The organism is Streptomyces sp. GS7, assembly GCF_009834125.1.
Lineage (GTDB): Bacteria > Actinomycetota > Actinomycetes > Streptomycetales > Streptomycetaceae > Streptomyces.
On the sequence record NZ_CP047146.1, the window covers coordinates 631,235 to 650,960 of the forward strand.

The 19,726-nt window shown below is 74.0% G+C and carries 20 protein-coding genes; 15 read left to right on the forward strand and 5 right to left on the reverse strand.

Annotated elements, in window-relative coordinates:
- Nucleotides 1-5 precede the first annotated feature (5 nt).
- On the reverse strand, nt 6-995 hold the full coding sequence (gene coaA / locus GR130_RS02640; RefSeq protein ID WP_159503201.1) for a type I pantothenate kinase: 990 nt from the start codon (nt 993-995) through the stop codon (nt 6-8).
- Nucleotides 996-1,159: 164 nt separating this feature from the next.
- Here coaA and GR130_RS02645 point away from each other — a divergent pair, with 164 nt between their 5' ends.
- The gene (locus GR130_RS02645) at nt 1,160-1,456 is read left to right on the forward strand and encodes a hypothetical protein (RefSeq protein ID WP_159503202.1); all 297 of its coding nucleotides are present in this window, start codon (nt 1,160-1,162) and stop codon (nt 1,454-1,456) included.
- 183 nt (nt 1,457-1,639) lie between these two features.
- Here the strand turns inward: GR130_RS02645 and GR130_RS41510 are convergent, their stop codons facing one another.
- Nucleotides 1,640-2,152, reverse strand: a complete 513-nt coding sequence (locus GR130_RS41510; protein ID WP_328707539.1) for a hypothetical protein — start codon at nt 2,150-2,152, stop codon at nt 1,640-1,642.
- Between GR130_RS41510 and GR130_RS02650 the strand changes: the two genes are divergently transcribed.
- The 8 genes from GR130_RS02650 to GR130_RS02685 all read left to right on the forward strand — a co-directional run bounded on the left by GR130_RS02650 (nt 2,133) and on the right by GR130_RS02685 (nt 10,888).
- Nucleotides 2,133-3,218, forward strand: coding sequence for a hypothetical protein (locus tag GR130_RS02650; RefSeq protein WP_328707540.1), 1,086 nt, complete (start codon nt 2,133-2,135; stop codon nt 3,216-3,218). The two genes, GR130_RS41510 and GR130_RS02650, sit on opposite strands and share 20 nt — an antisense overlap.
- A 121-nt stretch (nt 3,219-3,339) precedes the next feature.
- Nucleotides 3,340-5,187, forward strand: coding sequence for a glutamine--fructose-6-phosphate transaminase (isomerizing) (gene glmS, locus GR130_RS02655; protein ID WP_159503203.1), 1,848 nt, complete (start codon nt 3,340-3,342; stop codon nt 5,185-5,187).
- Nucleotides 5,188-5,191: 4 nt separating this feature from the next.
- Nucleotides 5,192-5,560, forward strand: a complete 369-nt coding sequence (locus tag GR130_RS02660) for a holo-ACP synthase (RefSeq protein ID WP_159503204.1) — start codon at nt 5,192-5,194, stop codon at nt 5,558-5,560.
- Between the two features lie 97 nt (nt 5,561-5,657).
- Nucleotides 5,658-7,088: an NAD(P)H-hydrate dehydratase gene (locus tag GR130_RS02665; protein WP_159503205.1), complete on the forward strand. Its 1,431-nt coding sequence runs from the start codon at nt 5,658-5,660 to the stop codon at nt 7,086-7,088.
- A 252-nt stretch (nt 7,089-7,340) separates the two neighbouring features.
- Nucleotides 7,341-8,528: an alanine racemase gene (gene alr / locus GR130_RS02670; RefSeq protein ID WP_159503206.1), complete on the forward strand. Its 1,188-nt coding sequence runs from the start codon at nt 7,341-7,343 to the stop codon at nt 8,526-8,528.
- Complete coding sequence (locus GR130_RS02675) at nt 8,525-9,820, forward strand: alpha/beta fold hydrolase (protein ID WP_159503207.1); 1,296 nt, start codon at nt 8,525-8,527, stop codon at nt 9,818-9,820. The genes alr and GR130_RS02675 overlap by 4 nt, the downstream gene beginning before the upstream one ends.
- Nucleotides 9,821-9,890: 70 nt before the next feature.
- Nucleotides 9,891-10,427 (forward strand): tRNA (adenosine(37)-N6)-threonylcarbamoyltransferase complex ATPase subunit type 1 TsaE, encoded by a 537-nt coding sequence (gene tsaE, locus GR130_RS02680; RefSeq protein ID WP_159503208.1) that lies wholly within the window; start codon nt 9,891-9,893, stop codon nt 10,425-10,427.
- Nucleotides 10,428-10,627: 200 nt separating this feature from the next.
- Nucleotides 10,628-10,888 carry a hypothetical protein gene (locus GR130_RS02685; RefSeq protein ID WP_159503209.1) on the forward strand — a complete coding sequence of 87 codons (261 nt, stop codon included), beginning with the start codon at nt 10,628-10,630 and terminating at the stop codon, nt 10,886-10,888.
- A 60-nt stretch (nt 10,889-10,948) separates the two neighbouring features.
- Here the strand turns inward: GR130_RS02685 and GR130_RS02690 are convergent, their stop codons facing one another.
- Nucleotides 10,949-11,524, reverse strand: coding sequence for a hypothetical protein (locus GR130_RS02690; RefSeq protein WP_159503210.1), 576 nt, complete (start codon nt 11,522-11,524; stop codon nt 10,949-10,951).
- A 132-nt stretch (nt 11,525-11,656) separates the two neighbouring features.
- On the opposite strand from GR130_RS02690, the gene tsaB reads away from it, so the two are divergent.
- From tsaB to GR130_RS02710, 4 genes are all read left to right on the forward strand, one after another.
- A complete protein-coding gene (tsaB, locus tag GR130_RS02695) occupies nt 11,657-12,316 on the forward strand; it encodes a tRNA (adenosine(37)-N6)-threonylcarbamoyltransferase complex dimerization subunit type 1 TsaB (RefSeq protein ID WP_159503211.1) in 660 nt (219 codons plus the stop codon).
- A gap of 107 nt (nt 12,317-12,423) precedes the next feature.
- Entirely contained in the window at nt 12,424-12,960 is a 537-nt protein-coding gene (locus GR130_RS02700; RefSeq protein ID WP_159509679.1) for a GNAT family N-acetyltransferase, read from the forward strand.
- Nucleotides 12,961-12,965: 5 nt separating this feature from the next.
- Nucleotides 12,966-14,096 carry a tRNA (adenosine(37)-N6)-threonylcarbamoyltransferase complex transferase subunit TsaD gene (gene tsaD / locus GR130_RS02705; RefSeq protein ID WP_159503212.1) on the forward strand — a complete coding sequence of 377 codons (1,131 nt, stop codon included), beginning with the start codon at nt 12,966-12,968 and terminating at the stop codon, nt 14,094-14,096.
- A gap of 71 nt (nt 14,097-14,167) precedes the next feature.
- On the forward strand, nt 14,168-14,533 hold the full coding sequence (locus GR130_RS02710; RefSeq protein WP_159503213.1) for a hypothetical protein: 366 nt from the start codon (nt 14,168-14,170) through the stop codon (nt 14,531-14,533).
- Nucleotides 14,534-14,543: 10 nt separating this feature from the next.
- Here GR130_RS02710 and GR130_RS02715 read toward each other — a convergent pair whose 3' ends face one another.
- Nucleotides 14,544-15,731, reverse strand: coding sequence for a class I SAM-dependent methyltransferase (locus tag GR130_RS02715; protein ID WP_159503214.1), 1,188 nt, complete (start codon nt 15,729-15,731; stop codon nt 14,544-14,546).
- A gap of 58 nt (nt 15,732-15,789) precedes the next feature.
- On the reverse strand, nt 15,790-17,214 hold the full coding sequence (locus tag GR130_RS02720; RefSeq protein WP_159509681.1) for an FtsW/RodA/SpoVE family cell cycle protein: 1,425 nt from the start codon (nt 17,212-17,214) through the stop codon (nt 15,790-15,792).
- Nucleotides 17,215-17,622: 408 nt separating this feature from the next.
- Here GR130_RS02720 and groES point away from each other — a divergent pair, with 408 nt between their 5' ends.
- Nucleotides 17,623-17,931, forward strand: coding sequence for a co-chaperone GroES (gene groES / locus GR130_RS02725; protein WP_159503215.1), 309 nt, complete (start codon nt 17,623-17,625; stop codon nt 17,929-17,931).
- A 134-nt stretch (nt 17,932-18,065) separates the two neighbouring features.
- Complete coding sequence (groL, locus tag GR130_RS02730) at nt 18,066-19,691, forward strand: chaperonin GroEL (protein ID WP_159503216.1); 1,626 nt, start codon at nt 18,066-18,068, stop codon at nt 19,689-19,691.
- The last annotated feature ends 35 nt before the right edge of the window (nt 19,692-19,726 follow it).

A 19,726-nucleotide genomic window follows, 5' to 3' on the forward strand; every position in this document is an offset into this window, starting at 1 on the left:
CCGTGTCAGAGCTTGCGCAGCGACAGCCGCTGGACCTTGTGGTCGGACCCCTTGCGCAGGACCAGGTTCGCGCGGCCCCGGGTGGGGGCGACGTTCTGCTGGAGGTTGGGCTTGTTGATGGTGCGCCAGGTCATGCGGGCGTAGTCGAGGGCCTCGTCCTCGGAGACCTGGGTGTACTTGCGGAAGTACGAGAACGGGTTCTGGAAGGCGGTCTCGCGCAGCTTGCGGAACCGGCCGAGGTACCACTGCTCGATGTCCTCGGTGCGGGCGTCCACGTAGACGGAGAAGTCGAAGAAGTCGGCGAGGCCCAGGCGGGTGCGGCCGTCCTTGCCGGGGAGGGCCGGCTGGAGGACGTTGAGGCCCTCGACGATGAGGATGTCGGGCCGGTGCACGGCCAGTCGCTCGCCGGGCACGATGTCGTAGATGAGGTGCGAGTAGACGGGCGCGGTGACCTCGGCCTTCCCGGACTTCACGTCGGCGACGAAGCGGGTCAGCGCCCGGCGGTCGTACGACTCCGGGAAGCCCTTGCGGGACATCAGGCCGCGCCGGTGCAGTTCGGCGTTGGGAAAGAGGAAGCCGTCGGTGGTGACCAGCTCGACCCGCGGGTGCTCGGGCCAGCGGGCCAGCAGCGCCTGGAGGAGCCGGGCGGTGGTGGACTTGCCGACCGCGACGCTGCCCGCGACCCCTATGACGAACGGGGTGCCGGGCTGGGAGCCGTGGCCGCCTCCCGCGTCGCCCAGGAAGGTGTTGAGGGCGCCGCGCAGGTTGCTGGTGGCGCCCACGTAGAGGTTGAGCAGTCGGGACAGCGGCAGGTAGACGTCGCGTACCTCGTCGAGGTCGATGACGTCGCCCAGGCCGCGCAGCCGCTCGACCTCGTCGGCGGTCAGGGGCAGCGGGGTCTTCTCCCGCAGGGCGCTCCACTCCGCGCGCGTCAGATCGACGTACGGGGAGCGTTCGGCGCGGCGTCGTTGCTGCGGATCCGTCGTCAGGGGCACGGGCCCCATTGTCCGCAGCCGGTGCGGGCGGTGCGCGCCGGGGGTGGCGGTGCGCCGGTTCGCGGGGCCGCGGCCGCGCGCCTGTACCCGGTGCCGCGGGCCCGGTACGGTCGGCAGCCGGGGCGGCGCCGGGCACGGGCCGCGGGATCGAGTGGGGGGGTGGCGTGCGGGCACGCCTGTGGGAGCCGCTGCGGGAGCGGGCGCGCGAGCGGCGCCGGCGGAGGGCGGGCGCGGCGCTCGCGTCGGAGGAGTACGCGGCGCGGATACGCCAGGAGCTGGCCGAGCAGCTGCCGGACGAGGACGTGGGCGAGGACCTGGCCGACTTCCTGGAGTGCCACGAGCCGGGGAGCGGGCCCGGTGGCGGGGACGCGGCGGCGGACGAGGAGTTCCGGGAGCTGGTCCGGGAGGCGCAGGACCGAATAGCGCGCGGGTATACGCGCCGGTGTCAGCGCGGGTGTTGAGGGGTGTCCGCGGTGCGGGGCGGGTGGCCGGGGGCGTGCGGATGTGAGCCAGATCATCCGTTTACGGCGGGTGAACGGGTGTTTTGCCCGCGGTGCGCATGACAGGATCTTGCGGATCGTTACCAGCGGGTAGCGGTTCGGCCGGGTGTCAACTTCCCCGGTCCGCCCCACACTTCACCCCCCTCAGGATCCAACTGTGCGCAGATCCACCAGATTTGCCCGTTCCGGGATTGCCCCCTTACTGGCCGTCGCCACCGCCTCGCTGCTCGTCGCCGGGTGCGCGGGACCCGGGTCCGGTGCGCCCGCGGCCGCCGGCTCCGGCGCGGAGCCGGCGGCCGCGGAGTCGACGGCCGTGCCGCAACTGGCCGTCCGGGCCGCCGATGCCGATGCGGGCGGTGGCACCCCGAGCGCGGTGGCCCGGCCGGGCGGCGCCAAGGGGCGGCCGGCCGCGAAGTCGGCGCTCACGATCGCGTCCTTCGACCGGAAGAGCGGACGGGCCGTCATCGCCTCCTCGGCGGTGCGGCCTTCGCCGAGCACACCGAGCACACCGAGCACCCGGCCGACACCTTCGCCGTCCGGCAGCCCGTCCGGCAGCCCGTCCGCCGACCGGTCGGCCGGTCCGTCCGCCGCGCCCTCCGACGGTCCGTCGAAGAGCGCTCCCGCGCCCAAGGCGGACGTGGCCGTCGGTGATGTCATCGCCAGCGCCCCGGCGCCCGGCGCGCCCCGGGGCGTGCTCGCCAAGGTGACCCGGGTCGTCGGGCGGACCGGCCACGGCACCGAGGTCGCCACCGCGCCGGCCACGCTCGACGCGCTGCTCGGCGACGCCACGGCGCACGGCACGGTCCCCGTCGACCCGCGCTCGGTGACGGTCGAACCCCTCGCCCCCAAGGTCAAGGTCTCCTGGGCCAGGAACGGCGGCCTCCGCTTCGGCCCGCACGGTGCCCAGTTGCCCCTCGGCACCCTGCGGCTGGACGTCGGCGCCGCGCTGCCCACGCCCCCCGGCGGGCCCGTCTCCGCCGAGGCGTCGGCCGCCGGATACGTCCAGCTCGCCCCCGAGGTCGACTTCTCCTACGAGGGCGGCAAGGGCGACAAGGGCGGTGGTGTCGGCGGGGCTTCGCTGACCCTGACCGGCGCCTGGTCCTCCCAGTGGGAGCTCAAGGGCCGGGCGGCCGCCTCCACCGGGGCACAGCCGCTGCGCGTGCCCTTCGCCAAGCTGCACGCCGACCCCGTCGTGCAGGTCGGGCCGGTGCCGGTCGTGGTCAACCTCGACCTCACCTGCTACCTCCAGATCGACGCCGACGGCAAGGCCGCCGTCGACGTCAAGCAGGACCTCAAGGGCGACTTCGCGGTCGGCGGCAGCTACCGGCAGTCCGCCGGCTGGGCCCCGATCGCCCGCGCCGAGATGCACAGCACGCCCGTGCGGGCCACCGTGTCCGCCGCCGGCAAGGTCAAGGCCGGCCTCGGCGCGGAGGCCGGCATCGGCCTCTACGGCAGCCTCGGCGTGACCGCCACCGTCGCCCCGTACCTGCGCGCCGACGTGGCCGGCAGCGCCACCGCCGCCACGGACGGCTCCGCCTCCGCCACCGGCCGCTGGGCCGCCTTCGGCGGCGTCGACCTCTCGGGCGCGCTCCGTGCGCACCTCGACATCTTCGGTACGCCGATATTCGAACGCCGGGTACCGCTGGGCCCGTTGAACCGGGAGTGGAAGCTGGCCGAGGGGGCGGGGACGGTGAGCCGGGCCCCTGCGGGGGCGCGGCACTGAGCCGGACCGGGGGGCGTTCCCGGAGGCCGTGCAGGGCCCGTGCGGGGGCCGCTCCGGCGGCCCCCGCCGTCGCGCGCGCCCGTACTCCGCCCGTCGCGGGGCGGCGCGTAGGCTGCCCCCCATGTGCGGAATCGTGGGATACGTGGGCGGGCAGAGTGCCCTGGACGTGGTACTCGCCGGGCTGAGGCGGCTGGAGTACCGGGGCTACGACTCGGCGGGCGTCGCGGTGCTGGCCGACGGGGGGCTGGCGGCGGCCAAGAAGGCGGGGAAGCTCGCCAATCTGGAGAAGGAGCTGGCGGACCGTCCGCTGCCCGCGGGATCGACCGGGATCGGGCACACCCGGTGGGCGACGCACGGCGGGCCGACGGACGCCAACGCGCATCCGCATCTGGACAACTCCGGGCGGGTTTCGGTCGTCCACAACGGGATCATCGAGAACTTCGCCGCGCTGCGCGGGGAACTGGCCGAGCGCGGCCACCAGTTGGCGTCCGAGACGGACACCGAGGTGGTCGCGCATCTGCTGGCCGAGGCGTACTCCTCGTGCGGTGAGCTGGCCGAGGCGATGCGGCAGGTGTGCCGGCGGCTGGAAGGCGCGTTCACGCTGGTCGCGGTGCACGCCGACGCACCGGACCTGGTGGTCGGGGCGCGTCGCAACTCCCCCCTGGTGGTGGGGATCGGCGAGGACGAGGCGTTCCTCGCCTCGGACGTGGCGGCGTTCATCGCGTACACCCGGGAGGCCGTCGAGCTGGGGCAGGACCAGGTCGTGGAGCTGCGCCGGGACGGGGTGACGGTCACCGACTTCGAGGGCGCGCCCGCACAGGTGCGGAACTACCACGTCGACTGGGACGCCTCGGCCGCCGAGAAGGGCGGCTACGACTACTTCATGCTCAAGGAGATCGCCGAGCAGCCGAAGGCGGTCGCGGACACGCTGCTGGGCCGGATCGACGCGGCCGGGGTGCTCGCGCTGGACGAGGTGCGGATCCCGCCGGCGGTGCTGCGGGAGATCTCCAAGGTCGTCATCGTGGCCTGCGGGACGGCGTACCACGCGGGGATGATCGCCAAGTATGCGATTGAGCACTGGACGCGGATTCCGTGCGAGACCGAGCTGGCCAGCGAGTTCCGCTACCGGGACCCGATCCTCGACCACCGCACGCTGGTGATCGCCATCAGCCAGTCCGGCGAGACCATGGACACGCTGATGGCGCTGCGGCACGCCCGCGAGCAGGGCGCGCGGGTGCTGGCCATCTGCAACACCAACGGCTCGACGATCCCCCGGGAGTCCGACGCGGTGCTGTACACGCACGCCGGGCCGGAGGTCGCGGTGGCGTCCACGAAGGCGTTTCTGACGCAGCTGGTGGCGGTCTACCTCGTCGCGCTGTACCTGGCGCAGGTGCGCGGGACGAAGTGGGGCGACGAAATCCAGGACGTGGTGCGCGAGTTGGCGGCCATCGGGACGCAGGTGCAGCAGGTGCTCGGCACGATGGAGCCGGTACGGGAGCTGGCCCGCGGTCTCGCGGACCAGAACACGGTGCTCTTCCTCGGCCGCCACGTCGGCTATCCGGTGGCGCTGGAGGGCGCGCTGAAGCTCAAGGAGCTGGCGTACATGCACGCGGAGGGGTTCGCGGCCGGGGAGCTGAAGCACGGCCCGATCGCGCTGATCGAGGAGGGCGTCCCGGTCGTGGTGGTCGTCCCCTCGCCGCGCGGCCGGTCCGTGCTGCACGACAAGATCGTCTCCAACATCCAGGAGATCCGGGCGCGCGGTGCCCGCACCATCGTGATCGCCGAGGAGGGGGACGAGGCGGTGGTGCCGTACGCGGACCACCTCGTCCGCATCCCGCGGACGCCGGTCCTGCTGCAGCCGCTGGTCTCGTCGGTGCCGCTCCAGGTGTTCGCCTGCGAGCTGGCCACCGCCCGCGGCAACGAGGTCGACCAGCCGCGCAACCTCGCCAAGTCCGTCACGGTGGAGTGACCCGGTGATCATTGGGGTCGGGATCGACGTCGCGGAGATCGACCGGTTCGAGGCGGCGCTGCGACGGACACCGGAGCTGGCGCAGCGGCTGTTCAACGAAGCGGAGCTTTGCCTGCCGGGCGGTGAGCGGCGCGGGATGGCCTCGCTGGCGGCCCGGTTCGCCGCCAAGGAGGCGCTGGCCAAGGCGCTGGGCGCGCCGGGCGGGCTGCACTGGACGGACGCGGAGGTGTACGTCGAGGACAGCGGGCAGCCGCGGCTGCGGGTACACGGCACGGTCGCGGCGCGCGCGGCCGAACTGGGCGTGCGGTCCTGGCATGTGTCGCTCAGCCATGACGCGGGCGTCGCCTCGGCGGTGGTGATCGCCGAGGGGTGACGCGGGCGTCCGGGGGCCGTACGGCGCCGCCGGTGGTGCGGGGGTCTCGCGTGTGGCTTGCGGGGCCCCCGCGCTGATGCGGTGTGAGACTGGCCGCATGAGGACTGCCTACAGCGTGGCGGCCGTGCGGGCCGCCGAGCGGGAACTGATGGACCGGCTGCCCGAGGGGGCCCTGATGCAGCGGGCGGCGGCCGGACTGGCCGTCTCCTGCGCGCAGTTGCTGGGGCGGGTGTACGGCGCCCGGGTGGTGCTGCTGGTGGGCAGCGGCGACAACGGCGGCGACGCGCTGTACGCCGGGGCCCGGCTGGCGCGGCGCGGCGCCGGGGTGGCCGCGGTGCTGCTGTCGCCCGATCGGGCCCACCCCGGCGGGCTGGCCGCGCTGCGGGCGGCCGGCGGCCGGGTGTCGCACGACCCGCTGCGGGACCTCGGCCGGGCCGATCTGGTCGTGGACGGGATCGTGGGCATCGGCGGACGCGGCGGGCTGCGCCCGGAGGCCGCCGAACTCGCCCGCGTGGCACGGGAGTCGGCGATCGTGGTGGCGGTCGACCTGCCGAGCGGGGTGGACGCGGACACCGGCGAGGCGCGCGGGGACGCGGTACGGGCCGACGCGACGGTGACGTTCGGCGCGTACAAGCCCGGCCTGCTGATCGACCCGGCGCGGGAGCGGGCCGGGGCGCTGCGGCTGGTCGACATCGGGCTGACCCCGCCCGCGACCGCCGACATGGAGGCGCTGCAGCACGCGGACGTGGCGGAGCTGCTGCCGCGCCCGGCGGCGGAGAGCGACAAGTACCGGCGGGGCGTGGTCGGGGTCGTCGCCGGGTCCGCGCGCTATCCGGGGGCGGCGGTGCTGGCGGTGGCCGGGGCGCTGCGCGGCGGCGCCGGGGCGGTGCGGTACGTGGGGCCGGCGGCGGACGCGGTGCTGGCGCGATTCCCGGAGACGCTGGTGCACGCCGGGCCGCCGGACAAGGCGGGCCGGGTGCAGTCGTGGGTCATCGGGCCGGGCATCGGGGACGAGTCGGGGGCCCTGGAGGAGGTGCTGGCGGCCGACGTGCCGGTGCTGGTGGACGCGGACGGGCTGCGGTTCCTGTCCGCGGACCGGGTCCGGCACCGGACCGGCGGGACGCTGCTGACGCCGCACGCAGGGGAGGCCGCGGCGCTGCTGGGGCGGGCCCGCGAGGAGGTCGAGGCGGCGCGGCTGGCCGCGGTGCGGGAACTGGCGGAGCGGTACGGGGCGACGGTGCTGCTGAAGGGGTCGACGACGCTGGTGGCGGATCCGGACCTGTCCGTTCCGGTGCGCGTCAACCCCACCGGGACGGGGTGGCTGGCGACGGCCGGGAGCGGGGACGTGCTGTCCGGGGTGACCGGGGCGCTGCTGGCGGCGGGGCTGGCGCCGCGGGACGCGGGCTCGGTGGGCGCGTATCTGCACGGGCTGGCGGCGCGGCGGGCGGCCGGGCCGGAGGGCACGCCGATCGTGGCGTCGGAGGTGGCCGGGCATCTCGCGGCGGCGTGGGGCGACGTGGTGGGGTGACGTGGCGGGGTGGCCGGGGTGACGCTCCGTGCCCGGCCGACCGCCGGGCGTTTCGGCCGCGGCCCGGCCGGCCCGGCGCACCGCACCGGAACCGGCCGCCCCCGGCCGCACCCGCCGGGCCGGGAAAGGCCCGGTCACACCGTACGGAGCCGGCGCCGCGGCCGGTTGCGGCACGGCCGCGGCGGCACCGACGCGGGCTTTTCCGCGTCGGTTCCCGGGGGCGCGGGGGCGTGGCCTGAGACACTGAGGGGGATGAACGAGACAGCGAAGCGTGCGCGTGCCGCCATTGACCTTGCCGCCGTGCGGTCGAATGTCCGTGCCCTGCGGGGCCGCGCACCCCGGGCGGAGCTGATGGCCGTGGTCAAGTCCGACGGCTACGGCCACGGCGCGGTGCGCTGTGCGCGGGCCGCCCGGGAGGCCGGGGCGGGCTGGCTGGGGACGGCGCTCCCGGAGGAGGCGTTCGCGCTGCGCGCGGCCGGCGACACCGGGCGGCTGATGTGCTGGCTGTGGACGCCGGGCGGCCCCTGGGCCAGGGCCATCGAGCAGGACGTCGATGTCTCGGTGAGCGGGCTGTGGGCGCTCGGCGAGGTGGTGGACGCGGCGCGCGGCTGCGGCCGGCCGGCCCGGGTCCAGCTCAAGGTCGACACGGGGCTGGGGCGCAACGGCTGCCAGCCCGCCGACTGGGCGGAGCTGACCTCCGCCGCCCGCATCGCCGAGGCGGCGGGCCTGCTCAAGGTCACCGGCGTCTGGTCGCACTTCGCCTGCGCCGACGAGCCGGGGCATCCGTCCATCGCCGCGCAGCTGGCGGAGTTCCACCGGGCGCTGGCGGTCGCCGAGGAGGCCGGGCTGCGGCCCGAGGTGCGGCACATCGCCAACACGCCGGCGCTGCTCACCCTCCCCGAGGCCCATTTCGACCTGGTACGGGCCGGAATCGGGATATACGGCATCTCGCCCGCCCCGGAGGTCGGCACGTCGCAGGACCTGGGGCTGCGGCCGGCGATGACGCTGGAGGCGTCGCTGGCGTCGGTCAAGCGCGTCCCGGGCGGCCACGGGGTGTCGTACGGGCATCTGTACACGACGCCCGGGGAGACCACGCTCGCCCTGGTCCCGCTCGGCTACGCCGACGGCATCCCGCGGCACGCCTCCGGGACCGGTCCGGTGCTGGTCGCCGGGAAGTGGCGGACGGTGGCGGGCCGCGTCGCGATGGACCAGTTCGTGGTGGACCTGGGCGGCGACCCGGCCGCGGCCGGGGAGACGGCCGTGCTGTTCGGGCCGGGCGACCGCGGTGAGCCGACCGCCGAGGACTGGGCGGTCGCGGCCGGAACGATCGGGTACGAAATCGTCACGAGGATCGGGAGCCGGGTGCCGCGCGTCTATGTCGACAGTGAGGTGCGCGACCGGACCGGAGAAGACACGGCGTTGACGGGGGGCGTGGCATGACCGAGGGAACGGAAGCCGCGGCGCAGGCGGTCGAGACGGCGGCCGAGGCGGCCGGGAACTGGGCCAGGGCCGGCCGCCAGGCGGGCTTCGCGGGCATGGCGATCGGTGTGGTCGCGGCGGGCGCGGCGGCCGGGGTGGCCATAGAGCGGATGACGGTCGGCCGCGGGATGCGCCGCCGGGCCCGGCTGGCGCTGGACGCGGCGGGGCCGTTCGGCACGCTGCGCGGCACCCCGGGGGCGGCGATCGCCGAGGACGGCACCGCGCTGTACTACGAGGTCGACGAGCCGGGGGGCCGGCAGCCGGGCAAGGCCCCCAAAGACGGCCGGAACGTCAGGGCCCCGCGGCTGAGCAAGGAGGTGCGGGCCGCCCAGGAGGCGCACAGCGGGCTGCGCAAGCGGCTGACGACCGCGCTGGGCCGGCGCGCGCCCGCGCCGACGGTCGTCTTCAGCCACGGCTACTGCCTGAGCCAGGACTCCTGGCACTTCCAGCGCGCCGCGCTGCGCGGCACGGTCCGCACCGTCCACTGGGACCAGCGCAGCCACGGCCGCTCGGCCCGCGGCCACGGGCAGATCGACGGCACGGAACCGGTCACCATCGACCTGCTGGGCCGGGACCTGAAGGCGGTGCTGGACGCCGCGGTGCCCGAGGGGCCGATCGTGCTGGTCGGGCACTCCATGGGCGGGATGACGGTGATGGCGCTGGCCGACCAGTTCCCCGAGTACGTCGCGGAGCGGGTGGTCGGGGTGGCCCTGATCGGGACGTCGGCGGGGCGGCTGAGCGAGGTCGGGTTCGGGCTGCCGTCGATGGGCTCGAAGGCGTTCCACTGGCTGGCGCCGGGCGTGCTCAGGGCGCTGGGCTGGCAGAGCGAGATCGTCGAGCGGGGGCGGCGGGCCACCGCGGACCTCTTCGCGGGGCTGATCAAGCGCTACTCCTTCGGCACCCAGGACGTGGATCCGGCCATCGCGCGGTTCGGGGAGCGGCTGATCGAGGCGACCCCGATCGACGTGGTCGCCGAGTTCTTCCCGGCGTTCGCGGTGCACGACAAGACCGACGCGCTGGTGGCCTACGACAACGTGCCGGCGCTGGTCCTCGCCGGGGAGAAGGACCTGATCACGCCGGCCGAGCACAGCCGGACCATCGCCGAGGTGCTGCCCAACGCCGGGCTGGTGTGCGTCCCGGGCGCCGGGCACCTGGTGATGCTGGAGCGGCCCGAGCTGGTCAACGAGCACCTGGTGGCGCTGGTGGAGCGGGCGAGCGAGGCGTCCCGCAGTTCGCGTACGGCGCGCGCCTGAGCGCCGCCCCGGCGGCGGCCCCGGCCGCGGTACGGGACCGCCGCCCCGTCCGGGCCGTACCATTTGCGACATGAGCACCACTGGCGCGATTGCCCATGTAACCGTCAAGTCCCCTGACCAGATGCGGGAGTTGGGCCGCAGACTGGCCCCGCTGCTGCGCCCCGGCGACCTGGTGCTGCTCACCGGCGAGCTGGGCGCGGGCAAGACGACGCTGACCCGCGGCCTGGGCGAGGGCCTGGGCGTACGCGGCGCGGTGACCTCGCCCACCTTCGTCATCGCCCGGGTGCACCCTCCGCTGACCGGCGGTCCGGCGCTGGTGCACGTCGACGCGTACCGCCTCGGCGGCGGGCTGGACGAGATGGAGGACCTGGACCTGGACGTCTCGCTGCCGGAGTCGGTGGTGGTCGTGGAGTGGGGCGAGGGCAAGGTCGAGGAGCTGTCCGAGGACCGGCTGCACGTCGTCATCGGGCGCGCGGTGGGCGCCGAGGCGCCGGGCGGGGCAGACGGCCACCCCGAGGACGACGTGGACGACGTGCGCGAGGTGACGGTCACCGGCGTGGGCGCGCGCTGGGCGGACGCCGGGCTGCCGGAGCTGGAGTTCTGCTGACCGGGCCCCGCCGGCGGGGGTCGCCGAGCGGGCCGCCGGGCCCCGTACGGGGCTCCGCGCCCGGTAGTTTCCGACAAGCCGTCGGCATGATGTTGCGCGCGCGGTGCCGGACATGGTCACATGGGTGGGAGAGCCCTGGTTAGGTGTGCCTAAGTAAAGCCTGACCTCCGCAGCTTGCCCCAAAAGCCCGGGAGGCGTCCATGTCCCCCCACCAGCCTGCAGCCCAGACGGCCGGGCGCGCCGAGCAGGACGCGCGGAAGACGCCGCCGTCGATGAACGAACTGCTGGCGGCGTGCGCCGCGGCCAGCGCCGTCTCCACGCCGCCCGGCGCCCCGGAGGAGAGCCGCGCGGTCGGGCGGGACGCGGCGCAGGAGGCGGGTGAAGCGGGCGAAGCAGACGAACCGGACGGCGGTGCCGGGCCCGGAGGCGGTGCGTCCACCCCGGGGCGCGATGCGGCGTAGCCCGTAGGAGCGAAGCGCCGGGGCCCGGGGAGCCGGGCCGCCGGCCTCGGCGGAGCGGGCTCAGGACACCACGACGATCTTCCCGCCGCGCAGCGCGAAGTCCCACAGCGCCTTGCCGTCGTCCCGCGACTCCCGGATGCCGCCGGTCTTCTTCGCGCCGTCCGGCGCGGGCGTGGAGCCGTCGACGGCCGCACTGAAGCCGACGACCACCCCCTTGACGACGGCGAACCGCACGACGTGCTCGATCGCCACCCCGTCCGAGCCGGTCACGCTCACCGACCGCGAGGTCACCGCGTACGCGCCCGGGGCCGGGCTCACCGTGCTCGGCGCCACCGGGAAGGTCCGCAGCGCCTTGCCGTCCGTGTCGACCAGCCAGACCCGCTTGGCGCCCAGTGCGTACACGACCCGCTTGCCGGTGCCGGACGCCGCCGGGACCGGAGCCGGGGCGGCGGGGCTCTGCTCCTTCTTGCCGGCCTGGTCGTGGGCGGCCGGCTTCCGGTCGGCGGCGGGGCCGTCACCGCGGACCGCGGTCAGCGGGGCGGACGCGGAGGCGGACGCCTGGTAGCCGAGCACGCCGATGGCGACCAGGGCGGCTGCGGTGAGCGCGGTGACGATCGTGCTGCTCTTAGCGGGCACCGCGGTGCCACCTTTCCGTACGCTCCCGGCCGCGGGCGCGGAGGGAGACTGCTGGCTGTGCTGACTGTGCTGGCTGGGGATCGACGGTAGCACCGCACCGGGCACCGCCGGCCGCGCCGTAGTCTTGAGGGCGTGCTGCTGCTAGCTCTTGACACCGCCACCCCCGCCGTCACGGTCGCGCTCCACGACGGCTCCCGTGTCCTCGCCGCCGCCGCCGAGGTGGATGCCCGCCGGCACGGCGAGCTGCTGCTGCCCGCCGTCGACCGGGTGCTGGCCGAGGCCGGACTGAAGCTCGACGCGGTCAGCGACATCGTCGTCGGCGTGGGACCCGGCCCGTACACCGGACTGCGGGTCGGGCTGGTGACCGCCGCGACCTTCGGGGCGGCGCTGGACGTGCCCGTCCACGGCCTGTGCTCGCTGGACGGCATCGCCTACGCCTCCGGCCTGACCGAGCCCTTCGTCGTGGCCACCGACGCCCGCCGCAAGGAGGTCTACTGGGCGCGCTACGCGGACGCGCACACCCGCCTGACCGAGCCGGCCGTGAACCGCCCCGCCGAGATCGCCGACGAGGTGGCCGGGGTCCCGGCCGTGGGCGCCGGCGCGCTGCTCTACGACACCGTGTTCACAGGCGTACGCCGCGACGGGCCGGAGCACCAGTCCGCCGCCGCGCTCGCCGGGCTGGCCGCGCGGAAGCTGGCCGCGGGCGAGGAACTGCTGCCGCCCCGGCCGCTGTACCTGCGCCGCCCGGACGCCCAGGTGCCGGCCAACTACAAGGTGGTCACCCCGCGTTGAGCGCCCGCCCGTCGCCCGACTACCGCCCCTCGACGGCACCTGCCCCAGACTCCGTCCGGGGGGACCTCCACCGCGGCGGCACCCCACCACCCGTCGTGCTGCGCGAGATGCGCTGGTGGGATCTGGAACCGGTGCTGGAGCTGGAGCGCGACCTCTTCCCCGAGGACGCCTGGTCGCCCGGCATGTTCTGGTCCGAGCTGGCGCACGCCCGCGGGCCGCTGGCCACCCGCCGCTATCTGGTCGCCGAGCTGGAGGCGCCGTCGCGGTGGGGGTCCCCCCGGACGGAGTCTGGGGCAGGTGCCGCTGAGGGGCGGGCCGGCCGGATCGTCGGCTACGGCGGGCTGGCCGCCGTCGACGGCACCGGCGACATCCAGACCATCGCCACCGCCCGCGACCAGTGGGGCACCGGCCTCGGCGCCCGGCTGCTGTCCGAACTCCTCGGCGCCGCCACCGACTTCGAGTGCCACGAGGTGCTGCTGGAGGTGCGGGTGGACAACGTCCGCGCACAGCGCCTCTACGAGCGCTTCGGCTTCGAGCCGATCGGCTTCCGCCGCGGCTACTACCAGCCCGGCAACGTCGACGCCCTGGTGATGCGCCGCACCACCCAGACCTCCTCCGAAGCACCCTCCGTACAAGGAACATGAGAATCATGGCTGACTCAGCTGACTCCCGCGGCGGACCGCTCGTCCTCGGCATCGAGACCTCCTGCGACGAGACCGGTGTCGGCATCGTCCGCGGCCACACCCTCCTCGCGGACGCGGTCGCCTCCAGCGTCGACGAGCACGCCCGCTTCGGCGGTGTGGTGCCGGAGGTGGCCTCCCGCGCCCACTTGGAGGCGATGGTGCCCACCATCCAGCGCGCGCTGAAGGACGCCGGGGTCGCGGCGAGCGACCTGGACGGCATCGCGGTCACCGCCGGCCCCGGCCTGGCGGGCGCACTGCTGGTCGGCGTCTCGGCCGCCAAGGCGTACGCCTACGCCCTGGGCAAGCCGCTGTACGGCGTCAACCACCTCGCCTCGCACATCTGCGTCGACCAGCTGGAGCACGGCCCGCTGCCGGAGCCGACCATGGCTCTGCTGGTCTCCGGCGGCCACTCCTCCCTCCTCCTGGCCCCCGACATCACCTCCGACGTACGGCCGCTGGGCTCGACGATCGACGACGCGGCGGGCGAGGCGTTCGACAAGGTGGCGCGGGTGCTCAACCTCGGCTTCCCCGGCGGCCCGGTCATCGACCGCTGGGCCCGCGAGGGCGACCCGGAGGCGATCCGCTTCCCGCGCGGGCTGACCGGCTCCCGCGACCCGCGCTACGACTTCTCCTTCTCCGGCCTGAAGACCGCGGTGGCCCGCTGGATCGAGGCGAAGCGGGCAGCCGGCGAGGAGGTGCCGGTGGCGGACGTCTCGGCGTCCTTCCAGGAAGCCGTCGTCGACGTGCTGACCCGCAAGGCCGTCCGCGCCTGCAAGGACAGCGGCGTGGACCACCTGATGATCGGCGGCGGGGTAGCGGCCAACTCCCGGCTGCGGGCGATGGCCCAGCGCCGCTGCGAGGACGCCGGCATCCGGCTGCGGGTGCCGCGGCCCAAGCTGTGCACCGACAACGGCGCGATGGTGGCGGCCCTCGGCGCGGAGATGGTGGCCCGCAACCGCCCTGCGTCCGCCTGGGACCTCTCGGCGGACTCCTCGCTCCCGGTCACCGAGACCCACGTCCCGGGCCCGCACGGCCACGACCACGCACCCGACCATGATCACTTCCATGAGCTGAGCAAGGACAACCTGTACTCCTGACGGCGGCTCCGCCCGGCGCAGGTCTTACCCTGGGCAGCAGCACAGGCGCGGGCACGGGGAGGCGGCAGGCTGTGGACTGGTTCTGGTGGGTCTTCATCTTCTTCATGGCGGGCGGCTTCGCCAAGGTGGCCGACACCGCCCGTACGGCCCTGCGGACGCGCCACGAGCGCAAGATGGAGCGACTGGAGACGGCCCGCCAGGAGCGGCACGAGCTGGCCGCCGCGCACAAGCCGCCGGAGCCGGTGTGCGGCTGCACCCACCACCTCGCCAAGCATGACAAGAAGGGCAAGTGCCACGAGCTGGTGCAGGTGCCCGTCGCCTGGGACGCGGACCACAAGCCGGTCCAGTACGAGGCCGGCCAGTGCACCTGCCAGCAGTACGTGGGCCCGCAGCCGCTCTCCCAGGTCTACGCCGAGGACCTGACGGACCTGGCCTGAACGGCCTGCGTCAGGCGGTGTCCGCCGCGGGGTGCCCCAGCAGCATCGTGGGCGCCCCCGCGACCCGGGTGAGGAAGACCGTGCAGGAATGCGGCCCGCCGAGCTTCAGCTTTCTGCGCAGCTCCTCGGGCTCCACGGCGGACCCGCGCTTCTTGATCACCGCGACGCCGACCCCGCGCTCCCGCAGCAGCGCCTTCAGCTTCTTGACGTTGAACGGCAGCACATCGGTGATCGCGTACGCGGTCGCGTACCGCGTCGGCACCAGCCGATCCGCCGTCACATACGCGATCGTCGGATCGATCAGCCGCCCGCCGACCTCCTGGGCGACATCGGCGACCAGATGCGCCCGGATCACCGCGCCGTCCGGCTCGTAGAGCCAGCCGCCGACGGGGCCCGGCTCCGGGTCGGGCAGCCCGGCGCCCAGCAGGGACGCCCCCGAGGGCAGCAGGGTGGCCCGCCGGCCGCCGCCCTCGCCCGTCCCGAACCACAGGACGGCCTCCTTCACGTCGCCCGCGTCGGAGATCCACTCCGTCTCCGCGTCCTCGGGCAGCGCCTCGTGCGGCACCCCGGGCGCGATCTTCAGCGCCGCGTACCGCGCCGTACGGGCCGTCTCGACGGCCCACGACAGCGGCGGGGAGTACGCCTCCGGGTCGAAAATGCGGCCACCGCGGGGCTTGCTGCGCCGGGCCGGGTCGACGAACACCGCGTCGTACCCGGCGGTGTCCACCTCCGTCACGTCCGCGCAGCGCACCTCGATCAGCTCCGCGAGCCCCAGCGCTTCGGCGTTCGCCCGGGCCGCGGCGCAGGCCAGCGGGTCGCGGTCGACGGCCAGCACCCGGATCCCGGCGCGGGCCAGTGCCAGCGCGTCGCCGCCGACGCCGCAGCACAGGTCGGCGAGCGTACGGACGCCGAGCCCGGCCAGCCGGGCGGCGCGGTGCGCTGCGACGGAGGTGCGGGTGGACTGCTCGACGCCGTTGGGCGTGAAGTACATCCGCTCGGCGTCCGCGCCGAACTTCGCCGCCGCCCGGCGCCGCAGCTGCGCCTGCCCGATGGCGGCGGAGACCAGCGGCGCGGGGTGGTCGCGGCGCAGCCGGGTCGCGGCGGCCAGCTCGTCCGCGGCGTCCAGGTGCCGCAGTTCGTCCAGCAGCGCCTGCCCCTCGGGGGTGAGCAGCGCGGCGAAGGTGTCGAGGTCGGTCATCTGCACCATTGTGGGCCAGCCGCCCGGCCGCGCCCGCGCCGGGCCCGGCGCCTCGGCCCTACGCCTCGGGCTCGCCGCCGGTGATCCGGCGCACCCGCTGGGTGGCGTCCGCGGCCGCCGCCGGGCGGACCGGCTCGCGCCGCCGCTGGGCGCTGTCGCTGACCCGCAGCAGCACCGCCACCATCACCCAGTTCGCGACCAGCGACGAACCGCCCTTGGCGAGGAACGGCAGCGCCTTGCCGGTGAGCGGGATCAGGCCGGTGACGCCGCCGGTGACGACGAAGACCTGGAGCAGCAGCGCCCCGGAGAGCCCGACCGCCAGCAGCTTGCCGAACGGGTCGCGGGCGGTCAGCCCCACCCGCAGCCCGCGCTGGGCGAGCAGTGCGTACAGCAGCAGGACGGCCATCACTCCGGCCAGCCCCAGCTCCTCGCCGACGGTGGTGAGGATGAAGTCGCTGTTGCCGGCGAAGCCGATCAGCTCGGGGTGGCCCTGGCCCAGGCCGGTGCCGCCGATGCCGCCGCTGCCGAAGCTGAACAGGGCCTGCGCGGCCTGGTCGGAGATCAGGCCCGGCGGCCGCTGGTTCGGCGGCAGGAAGATGTCCATCGGGTGCAGCCAGGCCATCACACGGCCCTTGACGTGCGGCTCGGTGGAGCCGACGACGCCGGCGCCGACCACGGCCATGGCCAGGCCGCAGATCACCCAGCTGGTGCGCTCGGTGGCCATGTAGAGCATGATCACGAAGACGCCGAAGAAGATCAGCGAGGTGCCCAGGTCCCGTTCGAAGACCAGCACCAGCAGGCTGATGACCCAGATCGTGAAGATCGGCCCGAGCTGCCGGCCGGGCGGCAGCTGCATGCCCATGACCCGGCGCCCCGACAGCGCCAGTGCATCGCGGCTGACCGTGAGGTACCCCGCGAAGAACACCACGATCATGATCTTCACGAACTCGCCGGGCTGCAGCGACAGCGGCCCCAGCAGGATCCAGCGCTTGGCGCCGTACATGTCCGCGCCGAAGAAGGCCGGCGCCATCAGCAGCACCAGCGCGACCGCCATCGTCAGGTAGATGTAGCGCTGCAGGATCCGGTGGTCGCGCAGCACCATCAGGATCACGATGCAGACCGCGACCCCGATGACCGTCCACACCAACTGCCCGGTGGCCGCCTGCCCGATCTTCAGCCGCGGCTTCTCCGCGTACGTGATGTCCAGCCGGTGCAGCAGGACCAGGCCGATGCCGGTGAGCAGCGTGGACAGCGGCAGGATCAGCGGATCGGCGCGCGGCGCGAAGCGGCGGACGACCAGGTGCGGGACCAGCGCGATGAAGAACATGCTGACCGCGAAGCCGGCCAGCCCGCCGGGCAGCGAGTCCTTCATCGACAGCTCGGTGTAGGCGTAGCCGAAGACGGTGATCAGGACGACGAAGCCGAGCAGCCAGGCTTCGGTTCGCCGGCGGTTCGGGGCCTGCGCGAGCGCCGCGAACGTCATGGTGCGCTCGGCGTCGCTTTCCGGGCCCCCGGGATCCTGGGGGGCGCTGGTCAGTCCACGCACGGTTCCTCCGCCATCGATGGTCAGGGCCGCGGTGCGGCCGGGTCTTGGCCCGGTTGTCAGCGGTCCGGGGAGCTAGACGGGGCATCGCCGGGCCTGGTTGCAGCGGAACAGCAAGGTGTGTCCGAGTCCACCCGGCGGCCGTCGACAGGGACACGGTACGCGTCCCCGGCGCGCTGGCACTCCGCTTGACCGAGTGCTAACGGCGTCATAGTCTCAGCGTTGGCACTCTCCACCGGGGAGTGCCAACACAGCGACGGGCAGGTCCGGCACCCGCGACGACGGATCCACCTGGTCGCCACCTCAGACAGTTAACCCCGTGAGATCTCCGAAGGGGGAGGTCGGATCGTGACGACCACCAGCTCCAAGGTTGCCATCAAGCCGCTTGAGGACCGCATCGTGGTCCAGCCGCTCGACGCCGAGCAGACCACGGCCTCGGGCCTGGTCATCCCGGACACCGCGAAGGAGAAGCCCCAGGAGGGCGCCGTCCTCGCCGTAGGCCCGGGTCGCTTCGAGAACGGCGAGCGCCTGCCGCTCGACGTCAAGGTCGGCGACGTCGTGCTCTACAGCAAGTACGGCGGCACCGAGGTGAAGTACAGCAACGAGGAGTACCTCGTTCTCTCGGCTCGCGACGTGCTCGCGATCATCGAGAAGTAAGTCACCCAGATTTGCCCTGATCTGCGCCCCTGGTTCCCGCGTTCTCACCGACCGGGGCAGGGGCGCAGTTCGTCTGAGCGAGAGCGGTCACGGCGGCGAGGCCGACGATCGCAACGAGAGGACTTGAAGCACCCATGGCGAAGATCCTGAAGTTCGACGAGGACGCCCGTCGCGCCCTTGAGCGCGGCGTCAACAAGCTTGCCGACACGGTCAAGGTGACCATCGGCCCCAAGGGCCGCAACGTCGTCATCGACAAGAAGTTCGGCGCGCCGACCATCACCAACGACGGTGTCACCATCGCCCGCGAGGTCGAGGTCGAGGACCCGTACGAGAACCTGGGTGCCCAGCTCGTCAAGGAGGTGGCGACCAAGACCAACGACATCGCGGGTGACGGCACCACCACCGCCACCGTGCTGGCCCAGGCGCTGGTCCGCGAGGGTCTGCGCAACGTCGCCGCCGGCGCCTCCCCGGCCGCCCTGAAGAAGGGCATCGACGCCGCGGTCAAGGCCGTCTCCGACGAGCTGCTCGCCACCGCCCGCCCGATCGACGACAAGGCCGACATCGCCGCCGTCGCCGCGCTGTCCGCGCAGGACCCGCAGGTCGGCGAGCTGATCGCCGAGGCGATGGACAAGGTCGGCAAGGACGGTGTCATCACCGTCGAGGAGTCCAACACCTTCGGGCTGGAGCTCGACTTCACCGAGGGCATGGCCTTCGACAAGGGCTACCTCTCGCCGTACATGGTCACCGACCAGGAGCGTATGGAGGCCGTCCTCGACGACCCGTACATCCTGATCCACCAGGGCAAGATCTCCTCGATCCAGGACCTGCTGCCGCTGCTGGAGAAGGTCATCCAGGCCGGCGCCTCCAAGCCGCTGCTGATCATCGCCGAGGACGTCGAGGGCGAGGCCCTGTCGACCCTGGTCGTCAACAAGATCCGCGGCACCTTCAACGCGGTGGCCGTCAAGGCCCCCGGCTTCGGTGACCGCCGCAAGGCGATGCTCGGCGACATGGCCACCCTCACCGGTGCCACCGTCATCGCCGAGGAGGTCGGCCTCAAGCTCGACCAGGCCGGTCTGGACGTGCTGGGCACCGCCCGCCGCGTGACCGTCACCAAGGACGACACCACCATCGTCGACGGTGGCGGCAACTCCGGGGACGTCGCGGGCCGCGTCGCCCAGATCAAGGCCGAGATCGAGACCACCGACTCCGACTGGGACCGCGAGAAGCTCCAGGAGCGCCTCGCCAAGCTCGCCGGCGGCGTCTGCGTCATCCGCGTCGGTGCCGCGACCGAGGTCGAGCTGAAGGAGAAGAAGCACCGTCTGGAGGACGCCATCTCCGCGACCCGCGCCGCGGTCGAGGAGGGCATCGTCTCCGGTGGCGGCTCCGCGCTCGTCCACGCCGTCAAGATCCTGGACGGCAACCTCGGCAAGGACGGCGACGAGGCCACCGGTGTCGCCGTGGTCCGCCGCGCCGCCGTCGAGCCGCTGCGCTGGATCGCCGAGAACGCCGGCCTTGAGGGCTACGTCATCACCTCGAAGGTCGCCGAGCTGGACAAGGGCAACGGCTTCAACGCCGCGACCGGCGAGTTCGGGGACCTGGTCAAGGCCGGCGTCATCGACCCGGTCAAGGTCACCCGCTCCGCCCTGGAGAACGCCGCCTCCATCGCCTCCCTGCTGCTGACGACCGAGACCCTGGTCGTCGAGAAGAAGGAAGAGGAGGAGGCCGCCGACGGCGGTCACGGTCACGGCCACGCGCACTGACCCCTGACCGCGTACGCGTCAGCTCCCACCGAGGC

Coding starts and splice junctions, on each gene's coding strand:
- GR130_RS41510 (WP_328707539.1), bottom strand. CDS start 2,152: ATGACATCACCGACGGCCACGTCCGCCTTGGGCGCGGGAGCGCTCTTC.
- glmS (WP_159503203.1), top strand. CDS start 3,340: ATGTGCGGAATCGTGGGATACGTGGGCGGGCAGAGTGCCCTGGACGTG.
- GR130_RS02665 (WP_159503205.1), top strand. CDS start 5,658: ATGAGGACTGCCTACAGCGTGGCGGCCGTGCGGGCCGCCGAGCGGGAA.
- alr (WP_159503206.1), top strand. CDS start 7,341: ATGAACGAGACAGCGAAGCGTGCGCGTGCCGCCATTGACCTTGCCGCC.
- GR130_RS02675 (WP_159503207.1), top strand. CDS start 8,525: ATGACCGAGGGAACGGAAGCCGCGGCGCAGGCGGTCGAGACGGCGGCC.
- tsaE (WP_159503208.1), top strand. CDS start 9,891: ATGAGCACCACTGGCGCGATTGCCCATGTAACCGTCAAGTCCCCTGAC.
- GR130_RS02685 (WP_159503209.1), top strand. CDS start 10,628: ATGTCCCCCCACCAGCCTGCAGCCCAGACGGCCGGGCGCGCCGAGCAG.
- GR130_RS02700 (WP_159509679.1), top strand. CDS start 12,424: ATGCGCTGGTGGGATCTGGAACCGGTGCTGGAGCTGGAGCGCGACCTC.
- tsaD (WP_159503212.1), top strand. CDS start 12,966: ATGGCTGACTCAGCTGACTCCCGCGGCGGACCGCTCGTCCTCGGCATC.
- GR130_RS02715 (WP_159503214.1), bottom strand. CDS start 15,731: ATGACCGACCTCGACACCTTCGCCGCGCTGCTCACCCCCGAGGGGCAG.
- GR130_RS02720 (WP_159509681.1), bottom strand. CDS start 17,214: ATGACGTTCGCGGCGCTCGCGCAGGCCCCGAACCGCCGGCGAACCGAA.
- groL (WP_159503216.1), top strand. CDS start 18,066: ATGGCGAAGATCCTGAAGTTCGACGAGGACGCCCGTCGCGCCCTTGAG.